Genomic DNA, 14527 nt, shown 5'->3' on the forward strand with positions numbered 1-14527 from the left:
TTCCGCAAGGTCGTGCTCGAGAACTTCAACATGTCGCTCGGCGCGGGCCTGACCAAGCTCGCGGGCAAGGTATTCCGCATCGGTCATCTCGGCGAATGCAACGAGCTGACGCTGCTCGGCGCGCTGTCGGGCGTGGAGCTGGGCCTGTCGGTCGCGGGCGTGCCGCATCGCGCCGGTGGCGTCGCTGCCGCCATGAAGCTCCTCGAAGACCGCACCAACGCCAATCTCGCAAACCATCTCAAGATCATTAAAAACTGACGACCACTAAGACCTGAACCGCGAAGACCGGAATTTGTCAGACGACGGAGCGGCAATATGAAGCGGAGACCCTGGATGAGGTGCGATGTCTGTGGCCTTGACGTGTCCCGCAACGGACTTGTGCGCTTCAAGAACGCGATCGTGGCTCTTGTGGACAGGCGGTTGGAGGCGAATCGGAAGAGGGCGACAGCCTGAAATAGGAGTGGAATTTCATCGTACTAAAGATTGATCCGGATAACGAAACAGGACGATTTTATGGTTGCGCGGGGGGCTTTTCCCGATACATTCCCGACGGCAAATCGACCTTATAATAAGGTCATTTGCGTCATAAAAATCGAGGATTTAGAGATGGTTGGTCATACAGGAAGGCATTTCCTCCAGATTCCGGGCCCGAGCAACGTGCCGGACCGGGTCTTGCGCGCGATGGATATGCCGACGATCGACCATCGTGGTCCGGAGTTCGCCGAGATGGCGCTCGGCATCATGGAAAGCTGCAAACGGGTTTTCCGTACCAAGAATCCAGTGCTGATCTTCCCCTCATCCGGCACGGGCGCATGGGAAGCCGCCATGGTCAACACGCTGTCGCCGGGCGACAAGGTGCTGATGGCGGAGACCGGACAGTTCTCGGTCCTGTGGCGCAATCTCGCCGAGCGTTTCCAGGTCGACGTCGAGACGATTCCGAGCGACTGGCGTCGCGGTGCGAAGGCCTCCGAGATCGAAGCGCGTCTCGTCGCTGACAAGCAGCATTCCATCAAGGCGGTGATGATCGTCCACAACGAGACCTCGACCGGCGTCACCAGCCGTGTCGATGAAGTCCGCAAGGCGATGGATCGCGCGCGGCATCCCGCGCTGTTGTTCGTCGATACGATTTCCTCGATGGGTTCGATCCGATACGAGCATGATGCCTGGGGCGTCGATGTCACGGTCTGCGGATCGCAGAAGGGCTTGATGATGCCGCCGGGCCTGAGCTTCAACGCGGTGTCCGACAAGGCGATTGCCGCTTCCAAGACCAACAAGCTGCCGCGTTCCTACTGGGACTGGAACGAAGTGCTGAAGGCCAACCAGCTCGGCTCGTGGCCTTACACCCCTGCGACCAATCTTCTTTACGGCCTGCGTGAATCCATCGCGATGCTGGAGGAGGAGGGGCTGGAGAACGTCTACGCCCGCCACCAGCGGCATGGCGAAGCGACGCGCGCTGCCGTGCGGGCCTGGGGCCTCGAGACGGTTTGCGTCGATGCAGGTGAGTATTCCCCGGTCACGACGGCTGTGTTCGTGCCGGAAGGCCACGATGCGGATCGCTTCCGCAAGGTCGTGCTTGAGAATTTCGATATGTCGCTCGGCGCGGGCCTCGGCCGCCTGCAGGGCCGTGCATTCCGCATCGGTCATCTCGGTCACTTCAACGATCTGATGCTGATGGGCACGCTTTCGGGCGTCGAAATGGGACTCGATCTCGCAGGTATTCCGCACAAGAAGGGCGGCGTGCTGGCGGCGATGGATGTTCTGAAATCGAAAGATGAAGGCGTTGTAGAGGTTCCACGAGTTGCCGTCGCATGACGGGCAAGGGCGTATAAGCTCGCAAAAAAGAGCAGCGCAGTTTCAAAAGGGCAAACCAGGGAGAGATACGATGCGGAAGGCGATGAATACGGCGGCGGTTGTTGCACTGACGTTGGCTGCGGGTATCACCGGCGCCAGTGCATGGGAGCCGACCAAGACTGTCGAAATCGTGGTCGCGGCGGGCGCGGGCGGTGCATCGGACCAGATGGCCCGCATGCTGCAATCGGCTATCCAGAAGCACAAGCTGATGAACGTGCCGGTCGTCGTGTCGCTGAAGGGCGGAGCCTCCGGCGCCGAAGCGCTGATGTACATGAAGGGCAGCCCCAGCGAGGCCGACAAGGTTCTGATCGCCTATTCGCTGATCTATCAACTGCCGTTGTCGGCGAAGATTCCGTTCAACTGGCGCGACCTGACGCCGGTCAACATCATGGCGTTCGACGAGTTCATCCTGTGGGATAACGCCGAGACGCCGTACAAGACGGTGAAGGAATTCATCGACGCGGCGAAGAAGTCCCCGACGCCATTCAAGTTCGGCGGCACCGGCTCCAAGCGCGAAGACCAGATCCTGATGGTCGGCCTCGAGAAGCAGACCGGCGCGAAATTCTCCTATCTGCCCTACAAGTCGGGCGGCGAGGCGGCGACCCAGCTCGTCGGCAAGCATATCGACGCCAACGTCAACAACCCTTCGGAAAATCTTGAAGTCTGGCGTGCAGGCCAGGTTCGTGCGCTGTGCGTGTTCGACGACGAACGCATCGCCTACACGACAAAGGTGACGGACAAGCAGTCCTGGCACGACGTCCCGACCTGCAAGGAGGAGGGCGTCGACGTGCAGTACAAGATGCTGCGCGCGATGTTCCTGCCGGGCAAGGTGACGCCCGATCAGGTGAAGTTCTACGAGGACATGTTCCGCAAGGTCAGCCAGACTCCCGAATACAAGGAGTACATGGAAAAGCAGGCACTCAAGCCGGTCTACATGACGGGCAAGGAGATGATGGATTTCCTTGAAAAGGACGACAAGGCCAATGCCGACCTGATGAAGGCGGCCGGCTTCGTCAAGCAGTAACAGACGTCTGACGTAACTTTCTAAGTAGTCTTCCAAGACTTGGTGAGGCGCGCGTTGTCGCCACGATGACGCGCGCCTCGAAACAGGACCATCTGCGAGCATAATCATGGCAAATAACGAGATCGAAATCGAAGTGTCCGACCCGACCGCTCCGGCGGAGAATTCCCCGTCGCTCGCCAGGACGCTGACGGTCGATATCTGGGCGATGGTTGTATTGGGCGCCTTTGCCTTGGTGATGGCCTGGGACAATTACAGAACCGGTATGGGATGGACCGAAGACGGTCCGGAGCCGGGATATTTTCCGTTCTATCTGTCGGTCATTCTGGTGCTCGCGAGCGTGTATGGCATCGTGAAGTCGCTTTATGAGCGGCGCTCCGCCGGTGGCGATGCGGAGGTCTTCGTCACCCGCGATCAGTTCAAGCGCGTGCTGCTGGTGTTCGTGCCGACGGTGGCGTTCTGCGTGGCGATGCAGTGGCTCGGCCTTTATGTCGCGAGCTTCCTGCTGACGGCGGGATTCATGATTTTCGTCGGCAAGCTGTCGGTCTGGAAGTCGTTGCTGACGGCTGCGATCTTCTCGGTCGCCATGTTCTACATCTTTGAAGTCAAGTTTGACGTCATCATGCCGAAGGGGCCGCTCGAAGCCCTGTTCGGCTACTGAGGAGATATTTCGATGGAGGCTTTTTCGCTTCTGCTCCATGGCTTCTCGGTGCTGCTCACCTGGAAGATCCTTGGCCTGATGTTCGTCGGCCTGATCCTCGGCGTGTTTGTCGGCGTGCTGCCGGGCCTCGGTGGCCCCAACGGCGTCGCCATTCTGTTGCCGATCACGTTCTCGATGGACCCGACATCGGCCATCGTGATGCTGTCCTGCATCTATTGGGGCGCGCTGTTCGGCGGCGCGATCACCTCGATCCTGTTCAACATTCCGGGCGAGGCGTGGTCGGTCGCCACGACATTCGACGGCTATCCGATGGCCCAGCAGGGCAAGGCCGCCGAGGCGCTGACGGCTGCGTTCACCTCGTCGTTCATCGGCTCGTTCGTCGCGGTGCTGCTGATTACGTTCGTTGCGCCCGGCATCGCGTCGTTCGCGTTGCGGTTCGGCCCGGCGGAATTCTTCTCGGTCTATCTCCTGACGTTCTGCTCCTTCGTCGGCCTCGGCCGTGAGGACAAGCACAAGACCATCATCTCGATGGCGCTTGGACTTCTGCTCACCGGCATCGGTATGGACACCGTGTCCGGCACGCTGCGCATGACGTTCGGCTCGACCGACCTGCTTCGCGGCGTGAACTTTCTGGTCGCGGTGATCGGTCTGTTCGGCATCAGCGAAATCCTGCTCACCATGGAAGAGCAACTCGCGCTGAAGGGCCACGCCGCCGCCATCAGCATCCGCACCGTGTTCAAGGTGTGGAGGGAGATGCCGCGCTATTGGGTGACGCTGGTGCGCTCATCGGCGATCGGCTGCTGGCTCGGCATCACCCCGGGCGGCGCGATCGCGGCCTCCTTCATGGGCTACAACCTCGCCAAGCGTTTCTCCAAGGATCCGGAAGGCTTTGGCAAAGGCAAGATCGAGGGCGTGTTTGCCCCCGAGACGGCGGCGCATGCTTCCGGCACCTCGGCGCTGCTGCCGATGCTCGCGCTCGGCATTCCGGGATCGGGCACCGCGGCGATCCTGCTCGGTGGGTTGATGGTGTGGGGCCTCAACCCCGGTCCGCTGCTGTTCGTCGAGCACAAGGATTTCGTCTGGGGCCTGATCGCCTCGATGTATCTCGGCAACGTCGTCGGTCTGGTCATCGTGCTTGCGACCGTGCCGCTGTTCGCCTCGGTGCTGCGCGTCCCGTTCGCGGCGATCGCGCCGATGATCGTGGTGTCCTGCGCGATCGGTGCCTTCGCGATCCAGAACGCGATGTTCGACATCTGGCTGATGCTGCTGTTCGGCGTGATCGGCTACGTCTTCAAGAAGATCGGGATACCGCTAGCGCCATTGACCTTGGCACTGGTGCTGGGCAGCAGGGCGGAGGATGCCTTCCGGCTCTCGATGATCTCAGGTTCCGGCTCATTCGGCATCTTCTGGTCGAACTGGCTGGTCGGCTCGATCACCACGCTGTCCTTTATCCTTCTGTTCCTGACGCAGATCGAGAAGGGTATTTCCAGGATCGGCCGCGTCCTGCGGCCAGCCCAAGCCTGACCCTCCAGACAGGCCTGACTCTCCTGAAGGGGCGCGGAATTGCCGCGCCCCTTTTTCTCTCGGCGGAAGCCCTCAATTCGCCGAAAGACGGTCGTTTTGGACCATAGAAATTAATTGACCGTATCCAAGTAAGTGCTTACTTCGTCCCATGGCATTCAAGCGCATGAGCGGCGATTCGCGCCGGCGGCAGATACTGGACGCAGCGAAGCAATGCTTCGCGCAGTACGGATTCGCCGGCACCACGACGAGGAAAGTGGCAACGGCTGCCTGTATCTCGGAAGGGCTGCTGTTCCGTCATTTCGCCACCAAGGCCGCGCTGCACGCCGAAATCCTGTCGGAGGCCTGCGAGGCCGATCCCGACCTCAAGCGGCTGCGTGAACTTCAGCCCTCGAGCGAAACGCTCATTATTCTTGTCCGGGAGATGGTCGTCCATTTCCTCGCGATCCGGACCCTGCCGAACCGCGAGAAGGCGGAACGGCTTCGCCTGACCGCTTCGAGCCATCTCGACGACGGCGAGTTCGCACGGCTGCTGTTCGAAAAGGTCGGCGACCTGATCGCGCCTTTATTCATTGCCTCGATCGAGAGTGCCGTCGCCGCAGGCGATGCCGTACCGACCGAGACCAAGCCGATCGACCTGTTCTGGTTCGTACATCACCTGCTTCATTCGCTCGCGCTGACGCGGCTGCCGGAAACGCCTTCGCTCGATTATCCGGCGGACGATACCCTCGCGAACGAATTGAACGGTTTCATCCTGCGCGCGCTTGGGGTGAAGGCGGATTTCATTGCCGCCCATCTCAAGAACCCCGCGTCATTCCCAACATCGCAGCATCTTATTCCGGAAAGTGCCTGACATGACCGTTCCTGCCGAAGACGATCCGCATTTGCAGCGGCCTGCCGGTGAAACCGAATCCGCTGCCCATGCGCACAAGCCGGTGCGCCTGCGCAAATGGATGATCATCGTGGGCGGCGGACTCGCCGTGCTGGTGTTCCTGTTCGTGGGATTCAATGCTTTCCGCGAGCACATGATCGCGCAGTTCTTCGCCAACATGAAGCCGCCGCCGGTCAGCGTGGCCGTGGTGGACGCCAAGAGCGAAGTGCTGCCGAACCTGATCACGACGATCGGCGATCTCGCCGCCGTGCATCAGGTGGATGTCTCCGCCGATGTCAGCGGCCGCGTGACGCAGATTCTGTTCACGGCGGGCGCGACGGTGAAAAAGGGCGATCCGCTGGTGCAACTGTTCGATGCGCCGGATCAGGCCGATCTCGTCAGCTTCAAGGCGCAGACGCTGAACGCGCAGCTCGCGCTCGACCGCGCCAAGGCGCTGCTCGCCAGATCGTTCGGCCCGCAGGCGACCGTCGATCAGGCGCAGGCCACTTTCGATCAGGCGAGCGCAAGCGTCGCCAGGACCGAAGCGGTGATTTCGCAGAAGCTCGTTCGCGCTCCGTTTGACGGACAGCTTGGCGTGCGCCGCGTGGAAGTCGGTCAATATCTGAGCGCAGGCACGCTGATCGTGACGCTGACGGATCTGTCGAAGGTCTACGCCAACATCACCGTGACGGAAAAGGATCGCGCCATCATCGCGGTCGGGCAGGAGGTCCAGATTCTGGTCGATGCCTATCCGGGCCGCACGTTCGAGGGCAAGATCACCACCATCGAGCCGCAGATTTCCTCCGATACACGTAACGTGCGCGTGCAGGCGACTCTCGACAATCCCGAGCATCTCCTGAAGCCGGGCATGTTCGCCACTGTCTCGATCGTGCTGCCGGCGGAGCCCGCACAGGTGACGCTGCCGGAAACGGCGGTCGATTACACGCTGTACGGCGACTCCGTTTTCCTGGTGAAGGAGAACAAGGATAAGGACGGCAAGACGTCGCTGACCGCGGAGCGTGTGCCTGTCACCACCGGCATCCGTATCCACGGACGGGTGGCGATCAAGAAGGGCGTCAATCCCGGCGATCGTGTCGTCGCGGTAGGCCAGCTCAAGCTTCAGTCCGGCGCGGCCATCGAAATTTCGTCCGATCAGCCGCCGCCGATTCCGGCACAGCCGCCGCGTTACTGATCAGCCGGAGCCAGCTTTCATGGTCTTTACCGATATTTTCATCAAGCGGCCGATCCTGTCGCTGGTCGTGAGCCTGCTGATCCTGCTGATCGGCTTCAAGGCCGCGACCAGCCTGCCGATCCGGCAATATCCGAAGCTGTCAAACACGGTGGTCACCGTGACGACAAGCTATCCCGGTGCATCACCCGAATTGATGCAGGGCTTCATCACGACTCCGATCGAGCAGGCGGTCGCATCGGCCGAAGGCGTCGATTACATCACCTCGACCTCGGTGCAGGGCACCAGCACCATTCAGGTGTATGTACGCCTCAACTTCGATCCCAACCAGGCGCTGACCGAGGTTCTGGCGAAGGTGAACTCGGTCAAATATCTCATTCCGAAGGAATCGAACGACCCGGTCATCACTAAATCCACCGGCCAGACCACAGCCGTGATGTATATCGGCTTCGCCAGTGACGAACTGGGCGGCTCGGCCATCTCCGACTATCTGACGCGCGTGATCCAGCCGATCCTGTCCACGGTTGACGGCGTGGCGTCCGCCGACATTCTCGGTGGCCAGACCTTTGCGATGCGCCTGTGGCTCGATCCCGCGCGCATGGCGGGGCGGGGCGTCACCGCGGCGGATGTTGCGGCGGCGATCCAGGCCAACAACTATCAGGCGGCTGCCGGCCAGACCAAAGGCTACTTCATCGTTTCCAACGTCACCACCAACTCCGACCTCAGCGATGTGCAGTCGTTCAAGCGCATGGTCGTGAAGTCGAAGAACGGCGGCCTTGTGCGCATGGAAGACATCGCGACCGTCGAACTGGCGGCGCAGAGCAACGATTCCAGCGTGGCGATGAACGGCCAGCACGCCATCTTCATCGGCGTTCAGGCGACGCCGCAAGGCAACCCGTTGACCATCGTCAAGGGTGTGCGGGCATTGTTCCCGGAAATCGAGCGCAGTCTGCCGCCGACGTTGAAAATGAAGGTCGCCTACGATTCGACCAAGTTCATTCAGTCGTCGATCGATGAAGTTGAAAAAACGCTCGGCGAAGCCGTGATCATCGTGATCGTGGTGATCTTCCTGTTCCTGGCCTCGTTGCGCTCAGTGATCATTCCGGTCGTGACCATTCCGTTGTCGTTGATCGGCGTCTGTTCGCTGATGTTGCTCGCAGGCTTCAGTATCAACCTGCTGACGCTGCTGGCGATGGTGCTCGCCATCGGTCTTGTGGTCGACGACGCGATCGTGGTGGTGGAAAATATTCACCGGCATCTGGAGGAGGGGAAGTCTCCCGTTCAGGCCTCCATGATAGGCGCGCGAGAAATCGTCGGCCCGGTTATTTCGATGACAATCACGCTCGCTGCGGTGTACGCGCCGATCGGATTCCTCGGCGGTGTCACCGGCGCGCTGTTCCGTGAGTTCGCCTTCACGTTGGCCGGTTCCGTGATCGTGTCGGGCATTATCGCGCTGACGCTGTCGCCGATGATGTGTTCGATTCTGCTCACGCATGTCGAGCAGGGATGGTTTGCCCGCAAAGTCGATGCGGTTTTCCGTTCGGTGACGGATTGGTACGGCAACCGTCTCGACCGCTCGCTGGACTATCGGCCCATCACAGCGTTGTTCGCGCTGGTGATCCTGTTTCTCGTTGGATTCCTCTATACCCACTCAAAAGCGGAGCTTGCTCCCGAGGAAGATCAGGGCATTCTGTTCTCGCTGACCAAGGCGCCCAAATATGCCAACATCGACTATGTCAATTATTACGGCGACCAGCTCGGCAAGGTGTTCGGCAGTTTCCCTGAAACCGACCTGACCTTCGTGCTGAACGGCACACCCGTCGCTAACCAGGGCATCGCGGGCATGATCCTGAAGCCATGGGATGAGCGCAAGCGTTCCTCCACCGCGATGAAGCAGGAGGTGCAGGGCGCGGTCAGCAAGATCACCGGCACGCAGGCCTTCGTGTTCAACCTTCCGGCGCTGCCGGGCGGCCCGGGCGGCCTGCCTGTGCAGATGGTGATCAATTCCACCAGCGACTTCCGGCAGGTCTATCAGGAGATGGAGAAGCTGAAGGCTGCCGCGCGCAAGAGCGGCCTGTTCATCGTCTCGGACAGCGACCTTGCCTTCGACCAGCCGGTGGTGCGGGTGAACATCGACCGCAACAAGGCGAATGAACTCGGCGTGACGATGCTGAATATCGGCAACACGCTGGCGGTCGCGCTCGGCGGCAACTACATCAACCGCTTCAACCTGCAGGGACGTTCCTATCAGGTGATCCCGCAGGTGCCACGTGCCCTTCGTCTGTCGCCGGAAGCTCTCAACGGCTATTACGTGTCCGCTGCCAATGGAGACCAGATTCCGCTCTCGACTCTGGTGGACATCAAGACCGGCACTGACCCCAACGCGCTGACCCACTTCAACCAGCTCAATTCCGCGACCTTCCAGGCCGTGCCGATGCCGGGCGTGACCGTGGGCACCGCCGTGGACTTCCTGGAGAAGCAGGCACAGCAACTGCCGTCCGGTTTCGGACACGACTATCTGGCGGATGCGCGCCAGTACAAACAGGAAGGCAACCAGCTCGCGGTGGCGTTCGGCTTCGCGTTGATCATCATCTTCCTGGTGCTGGCTGCGCAGTTTGAAAGTATCCGCGACCCGCTGGTGATCCTGATCTCGGTGCCGATGGCGATCAGCGGCGCGCTGGTGCCGCTGTTCTTCGGCGTCGCCACGATCAACATCTACACGCAGGTCGGCCTGCTGACGCTGATCGGCCTGATCAGCAAGCACGGCATTCTGATGGTGGAGTTCGCCAATGAGCTCCAGTTGAAGGAAGGCCTTGGCAAGCGTGAAGCCATCGAAAAGGCGGCGCGCGTGCGCCTTCGTCCGATCCTGATGACGACGGCGGCGATGGTGACTGGCCTCATTCCGCTGCTGACGGCGAGCGGCGCGGGCGCGGCGAGCCGCTTCTCCATCGGTCTTGTCGTCGTCGCGGGCATGACCATCGGCACGATGTTCACGCTGTTCGTGCTGCCTGCGGTGTATGTCGCGATCGCGACCGACCACTCGGCGCATGCGATCTCGAAGCGCACCAAGGACATCGAGGCATTCGAGGCGAGCGTCGCCTCCTGATCGGGTTGACGCGGGTCCCCACCGCTTGCGGCGGCGGGGACCCGCAGTCACAATGGGCGGATGAATTCTCCGCCTCCACCCTCCTTGCGCGATGAAGTCCGGTTTTTCTGGGTTGGGCCTCCGCTCAGCGCTTACGAAATCCTGTCGCTGAAGAGTTTTCTCAGCGCCGGGGCGCGCGTCATTTTGTACGCGTACGACAAAAGCCTCGCGGTGCCGGACGGCGTCGAGTTGCGTGACGCCGCAGAGGTTTTGCCGCTCGATATTTTCAATCGCTACAATTCCGGGAATGCGAAGGCGTGGGCGCGCCATTCTGACCTATTCCGCTATGTGATGCTGGAGAAGTTCGGAGGTTGGTACGCCGATCTCGATATCGTCTGCCTCGCTGATGCGCTTCCGCAGGGCGAGGTGTATTTCGGCCGTGCCAACGAGGCACGCATCTTTGCGGGGCTTCTGAAATTTCCGAAGGGTGCGGCGGTTCTGAAGGAGCTTGTCGCGGAAGCGGAGCGGTTACTCCCTCAAGCGGACACGATGACGGAAGATAAAGCCCGCGCCATGATCGGCACGCCGCTGCTCAGCCGGATGTTGCAACAGCATGGGCTGGATCGATTGGCGGCTCCGACGCGGGACGCTTACGCGATTCCGTTCAATGAGGCGCTGGCATTTTTCGATCCCGAACAATGCGAGGCGCTTCTCGCGCGGCTCGAAGGCTGCACCTTCACCCATCTGTGGAATGGCGCGTGGGCCGCGCTGCGCATTCCTAAAAATTACGGGCCGCCGCGCGGCAGCCTTCTCGACGTGCTGTTCGCGCGCTTCGGCATCGCCGTGCCGGAGCAGGGCAGGCTCAATTACGAGTCCATCGCGTCATGGGCGATGGAGGACTGCATTCTGGAGGAATACAAGCGGCGGGCCGGTGAGCCGGATTTCTCCGCGAGTGCGGTGGGCGACTTCATGCAGGCGCTGCGGCGCGACGGCTGGCAGCCACGCGACCGGCTCTATCGTCCGCAACAGCCGCAGCATCTGCCGTTCGAGACGCAAAGCGCGCATCCGCAGACGGTGCGCACGTTCTGGCATGGCGCTGTGATGCCGCTGTATCAGCAGGCGTGTTTTGCGAGTTTCGCCCGTCGTGGCCATCGTGTCGAAGTGTTCACCTATTCCGACGGTGCGCGCTTCGCGGACGGACTTCATGTTCGCGATGCGCGGGAGATCTTGCCGGAGGAACGTGTGCTGCGTCCGCTTGCGGGTGGCAAAGTAGGCATCCGTGCGAACCTGTTTCGTTACGCGCTGTTGGAACAGCTTGGCGGCTGGTGGATCGATCCCGACGTGATGCTGATGCAACCGGATTTGCCGGACGGGGACGTTTATATCGCGCCGCCAGACGTGTTTCGCCGCACGCCGGTCGCGGTGTTGAAATTCCCGGTCCATCATCCGCTGATGGTCGAGGCGCGCGCGAAAGCGGATGCACTCGATGACAGTCCCGAGGCGTGGGAGCGCGCGGGAGCGGCATTGTTGAGTGAGCTGGTATTGGGTCGCGATATTCTGTCGCAGTCAAAAGATGGGCTCGGCCCGATTTCCTGGCTCAACGTCCCAGATCTGTTCGATCCGGGAAAGCGGGATGAATTGTATCGCACCGCTGCCGATGCGCGGTTTCTGCATCTGCAGGATGAGGTCTGGCGGCGGGCGGGAATCCCGTCCCAGCTTGCGCCGCCGGAAGGCTCGTATCTTGCTGAATTGCTTGAGCGTTATGGCGCAACCGCGGATTTTCCGGCGCGGATGACGTTCGATCAGGTCAACCGCTGGGTGCGGCATATGTATCGCGCGGCTGGGCTGTAGCGCTGACCGGATACGATAGAATCTGAGGCTTTTCGGTGACTCCGGGGTGGAATCCAGTTTCCCGCCGGGCACCCCCCGTTTGATTCCGGAAATTTTTGTGGTTGTTGAACCTGTCGTTGGGCTGAGGGGACCAACAGGCATGGGTTTTTGGGCTGATCTTGAATCCTGGGCCAAGGCGAATGCCGTGCCGCGAGCGGGCGGACTGCTTGCCATGGCTATTATCGCAGGGCTGGGGAGTGTCGCTTCCGCCGTTGCGCAGGACGCGTCCGAGCAAAATCGCCTTTACCAGCAGATGGTTCGCAACCCGACGAACCATGAGATCACCTTTGAATATGCCCGCGTCGCCACCGCCAATACCGATTATGAGGCGGCGATCGGCGCGCTGGAGCGGCTTCTGTTCTACAACCCGAAGTTGACGCGGGTTAAGTATGAGCTGGGTGCACTGTATTTCCGGCTCGGCTCCTACGAGATGGCGAAACGCTATTTCAAGGAAGCGCTGGCCAGCCCCGATCTCGATCCGGTGACGCGCGCACGCGTCGAGGCCTATCTGCCGGACGCCAACAAGCAATTGCAGCCGAGCCGCTTCTCCGGCTTCTTCCAGACCGGCGTGCGCTATCAGTCGAATGCGAACTACGCGCCTGCGACCGGCTCGTTGCTGTCGGGCGGCACGCTGTTCGCGCTGCCGCTGTCGTCGCAGAAGAAAAGCGACGTCAACTGGTTCGGTCTTGCGGGCCTGAGTCATGACTACGATCTGAATTCGCGCGGCGACGTGCTGGAAACGCGCTTCGCCGGCTATCTCACCGCGCAGGACCGTTTCTCCGATCTCAATGTCGGTCTGTTCGACATCTCGGTCGGCCCACGAATCGCGCTGGCGCCTGAGCTGCTGCCGGGTGCCACGATCAAGCCTTACATCGTCGGCGGTAACACCTGGGTCGGCGGCTCGTCCTATATGTCGACCGGCGGCGCGGGCGTCGCGCTGAACTTCCCGACCGGCACCCGCTTTGCGTGGGGACCAAGCTTCGAATGGCGTCATGCCGATTTCACCAGCAGCCCGTTGCAGACGTTCTCCGGCTACGGCTCGGGCAACTGGTACACCGGCGCTGTCGGTGGCTCATGGCAGATCAGCCAGACCGTGCGGCTGGAGGGGCGGGGCCTGTATCGCCGGGGTGATGCCTACTTCGTCTATCAGGCGTTCGACTCCTGGGGGCTGGAAGCGGCGCTGACATGGGAGTTCGCGCCACCTTTCGTCAGCATTCCGCGCAACTGGAGCATCTCGCCGTACTTCAAATACGCCAACACGCGGTTTGATGCGGCCAACCCGAACATCGATCCGGCTACCGTGCGCCACGACAACCAGTGGAGCGCCGGTGCAATCTTCAACACGCCGATCACCAAAGCGATCGGCTTCACCACCACGCTGCAATACGACCGCAACAATTCGAACTTGCCGAACTACCGGCTGAACAATTTCTCGGTCATCGCCGGGCCGACATTCCGGTTCTGAGGATGTTTGCGATGGACACGCGCGTACGATCCCGCCTGACCCCGTTTCTCACGGTGCTTCTCTCCAGCGTCTCGACGCTCGTTGCTGTCGCGCCTGGCGAAGCACAGAATGTCGGCCGTGTCGGCGCGGTCAATCAGGATGCGACAGGTACGCCGCCGGGCAACGCCTCGCGCATGCTGGCGATCGGCACCAATGTCATTCACAAGGAGCGCATCCAGACTTCGCCGTCCGGCTCGACGCAGATCCTTTTTCCCGATAGCTCGACGCTCAATGTCGGCCGCAACAGCAACATCGTGATCGACGAATATGTTTACGATCCGAATGCGGGCACCGGAAAAATGGTCGCCTCGGTCGGCAAGGGCGTGCTGCGTTTCGTCGGCGGCCAGATCAGCCACACCGCAGGCGTCACCATCAAGACGCCGGTCGCGACGCTTGGCATTCGTGGCGGCGTCGCCACCATCGTCTATCCGATCACGGCGGGCTATGCCGCAGCTGATCCGAATGTCGCCAACTGCAAGGGCGAACTGATCGTCGGCCATGTTGGCTCCTCGACCATCAAGAACTCAACCGGCTCGGCTACGGTGAGGCCTGGTTTTGCGACCTGTGTGACCGGCCCGAACGATCCAATTCCGGAGCCGTTCCGGGTGTCCGATGCGCTGCTCGCGCAGATCATGACCAACCTGACCAGCAAGCCGGGACAAAGCGGCGGCGCGATCGACCTGCCGACCGATCAGATGGCGAGCCGTCAGGGGCTGGGCGCAAGCACGCTGCCGGATCCGAGCCACCCGCCGGGGACCGACCCGCTCGGCTATGTCTCGATTTTCGATGGCGGCAACGAACTCGCCAAGAACAAGGCGCAGGCCGGGCAGACCCAGCAACAGCCGACTACGGGCGGTCCTCCTCCCTGTTATCCCTGCTGTTCTTACAGCTCGCATTAATTCCAAATTCATTGGCGCTGCCGCTATGATCGGCG

At 61.3% G+C, this 14527-nt stretch carries 10 protein-coding genes and 1 pseudogene; all 11 read left to right on the forward strand.

Annotation, left to right across the window (positions count from 1 at the left end):
• Window positions 1–258: pseudogene (locus AFIDRAFT_RS08740) on the forward strand (serine--glyoxylate aminotransferase); the annotation flags it as partial.
• A 348-nt stretch (window positions 259–606) separates the two neighbouring features.
• Complete coding sequence (locus tag AFIDRAFT_RS08745) at window positions 607–1812, forward strand: pyridoxal-phosphate-dependent aminotransferase family protein (protein ID WP_009338917.1); 1206 nt, start codon at window positions 607–609, stop codon at window positions 1810–1812.
• Between the two features lie 70 nt (window positions 1813–1882).
• Window positions 1883–2875, forward strand: coding sequence for a Bug family tripartite tricarboxylate transporter substrate binding protein (locus AFIDRAFT_RS08750; protein WP_009338918.1), 993 nt, complete (start codon window positions 1883–1885; stop codon window positions 2873–2875).
• 106 nt (window positions 2876–2981) lie between these two features.
• On the forward strand, window positions 2982–3533 hold the full coding sequence (locus AFIDRAFT_RS08755; RefSeq protein WP_009338919.1) for a tripartite tricarboxylate transporter TctB family protein: 552 nt from the start codon (window positions 2982–2984) through the stop codon (window positions 3531–3533).
• Window positions 3534–3545: 12 nt separating this feature from the next.
• Window positions 3546–5057 (forward strand): tripartite tricarboxylate transporter permease, encoded by a 1512-nt coding sequence (locus AFIDRAFT_RS08760; protein WP_009338920.1) that lies wholly within the window; start codon window positions 3546–3548, stop codon window positions 5055–5057.
• A 148-nt stretch (window positions 5058–5205) separates the two neighbouring features.
• On the forward strand, window positions 5206–5907 hold the full coding sequence (locus AFIDRAFT_RS08765; protein WP_009338921.1) for a TetR/AcrR family transcriptional regulator: 702 nt from the start codon (window positions 5206–5208) through the stop codon (window positions 5905–5907).
• Window position 5908: 1 nt separating this feature from the next.
• Window positions 5909–7117: an efflux RND transporter periplasmic adaptor subunit gene (locus AFIDRAFT_RS08770; RefSeq protein ID WP_009338922.1), complete on the forward strand. Its 1209-nt coding sequence runs from the start codon at window positions 5909–5911 to the stop codon at window positions 7115–7117.
• Window positions 7118–7136: 19 nt separating this feature from the next.
• Window positions 7137–10220 (forward strand): multidrug efflux RND transporter permease subunit, encoded by a 3084-nt coding sequence (locus AFIDRAFT_RS08775; protein WP_009338923.1) that lies wholly within the window; start codon window positions 7137–7139, stop codon window positions 10218–10220.
• A 60-nt stretch (window positions 10221–10280) separates the two neighbouring features.
• Complete coding sequence (locus AFIDRAFT_RS08780; RefSeq protein ID WP_009338924.1) at window positions 10281–12050, forward strand: glycosyltransferase; 1770 nt, start codon at window positions 10281–10283, stop codon at window positions 12048–12050.
• Window positions 12051–12189: 139 nt separating this feature from the next.
• The gene (locus AFIDRAFT_RS08785) at window positions 12190–13554 is read left to right on the forward strand and encodes a tetratricopeptide repeat protein (protein WP_009338925.1); all 1365 of its coding nucleotides are present in this window, start codon (window positions 12190–12192) and stop codon (window positions 13552–13554) included.
• A gap of 11 nt (window positions 13555–13565) precedes the next feature.
• Window positions 13566–14492, forward strand: coding sequence for a FecR family protein (locus tag AFIDRAFT_RS08790; protein ID WP_009338926.1), 927 nt, complete (start codon window positions 13566–13568; stop codon window positions 14490–14492).
• The last annotated feature ends 35 nt before the right edge of the window (window positions 14493–14527 follow it).

It is taken from the genome of Afipia sp. 1NLS2 (genome assembly GCF_000178995.1).
In the GTDB taxonomy this organism is placed as follows: Bacteria; Pseudomonadota; Alphaproteobacteria; order Rhizobiales; family Xanthobacteraceae; genus Afipia.

Coding starts and splice junctions, on each gene's coding strand:
- AFIDRAFT_RS08745 (WP_009338917.1), top strand. CDS start 607: ATGGTTGGTCATACAGGAAGGCATTTCCTCCAGATTCCGGGCCCGAGC.
- AFIDRAFT_RS08750 (WP_009338918.1), top strand. CDS start 1,883: ATGCGGAAGGCGATGAATACGGCGGCGGTTGTTGCACTGACGTTGGCT.
- AFIDRAFT_RS08755 (WP_009338919.1), top strand. CDS start 2,982: ATGGCAAATAACGAGATCGAAATCGAAGTGTCCGACCCGACCGCTCCG.
- AFIDRAFT_RS08760 (WP_009338920.1), top strand. CDS start 3,546: ATGGAGGCTTTTTCGCTTCTGCTCCATGGCTTCTCGGTGCTGCTCACC.
- AFIDRAFT_RS08765 (WP_009338921.1), top strand. CDS start 5,206: ATGGCATTCAAGCGCATGAGCGGCGATTCGCGCCGGCGGCAGATACTG.
- AFIDRAFT_RS08770 (WP_009338922.1), top strand. CDS start 5,909: ATGACCGTTCCTGCCGAAGACGATCCGCATTTGCAGCGGCCTGCCGGT.
- AFIDRAFT_RS08775 (WP_009338923.1), top strand. CDS start 7,137: ATGGTCTTTACCGATATTTTCATCAAGCGGCCGATCCTGTCGCTGGTC.
- AFIDRAFT_RS08780 (WP_009338924.1), top strand. CDS start 10,281: ATGAATTCTCCGCCTCCACCCTCCTTGCGCGATGAAGTCCGGTTTTTC.
- AFIDRAFT_RS08785 (WP_009338925.1), top strand. CDS start 12,190: ATGGGTTTTTGGGCTGATCTTGAATCCTGGGCCAAGGCGAATGCCGTG.
- AFIDRAFT_RS08790 (WP_009338926.1), top strand. CDS start 13,566: ATGGACACGCGCGTACGATCCCGCCTGACCCCGTTTCTCACGGTGCTT.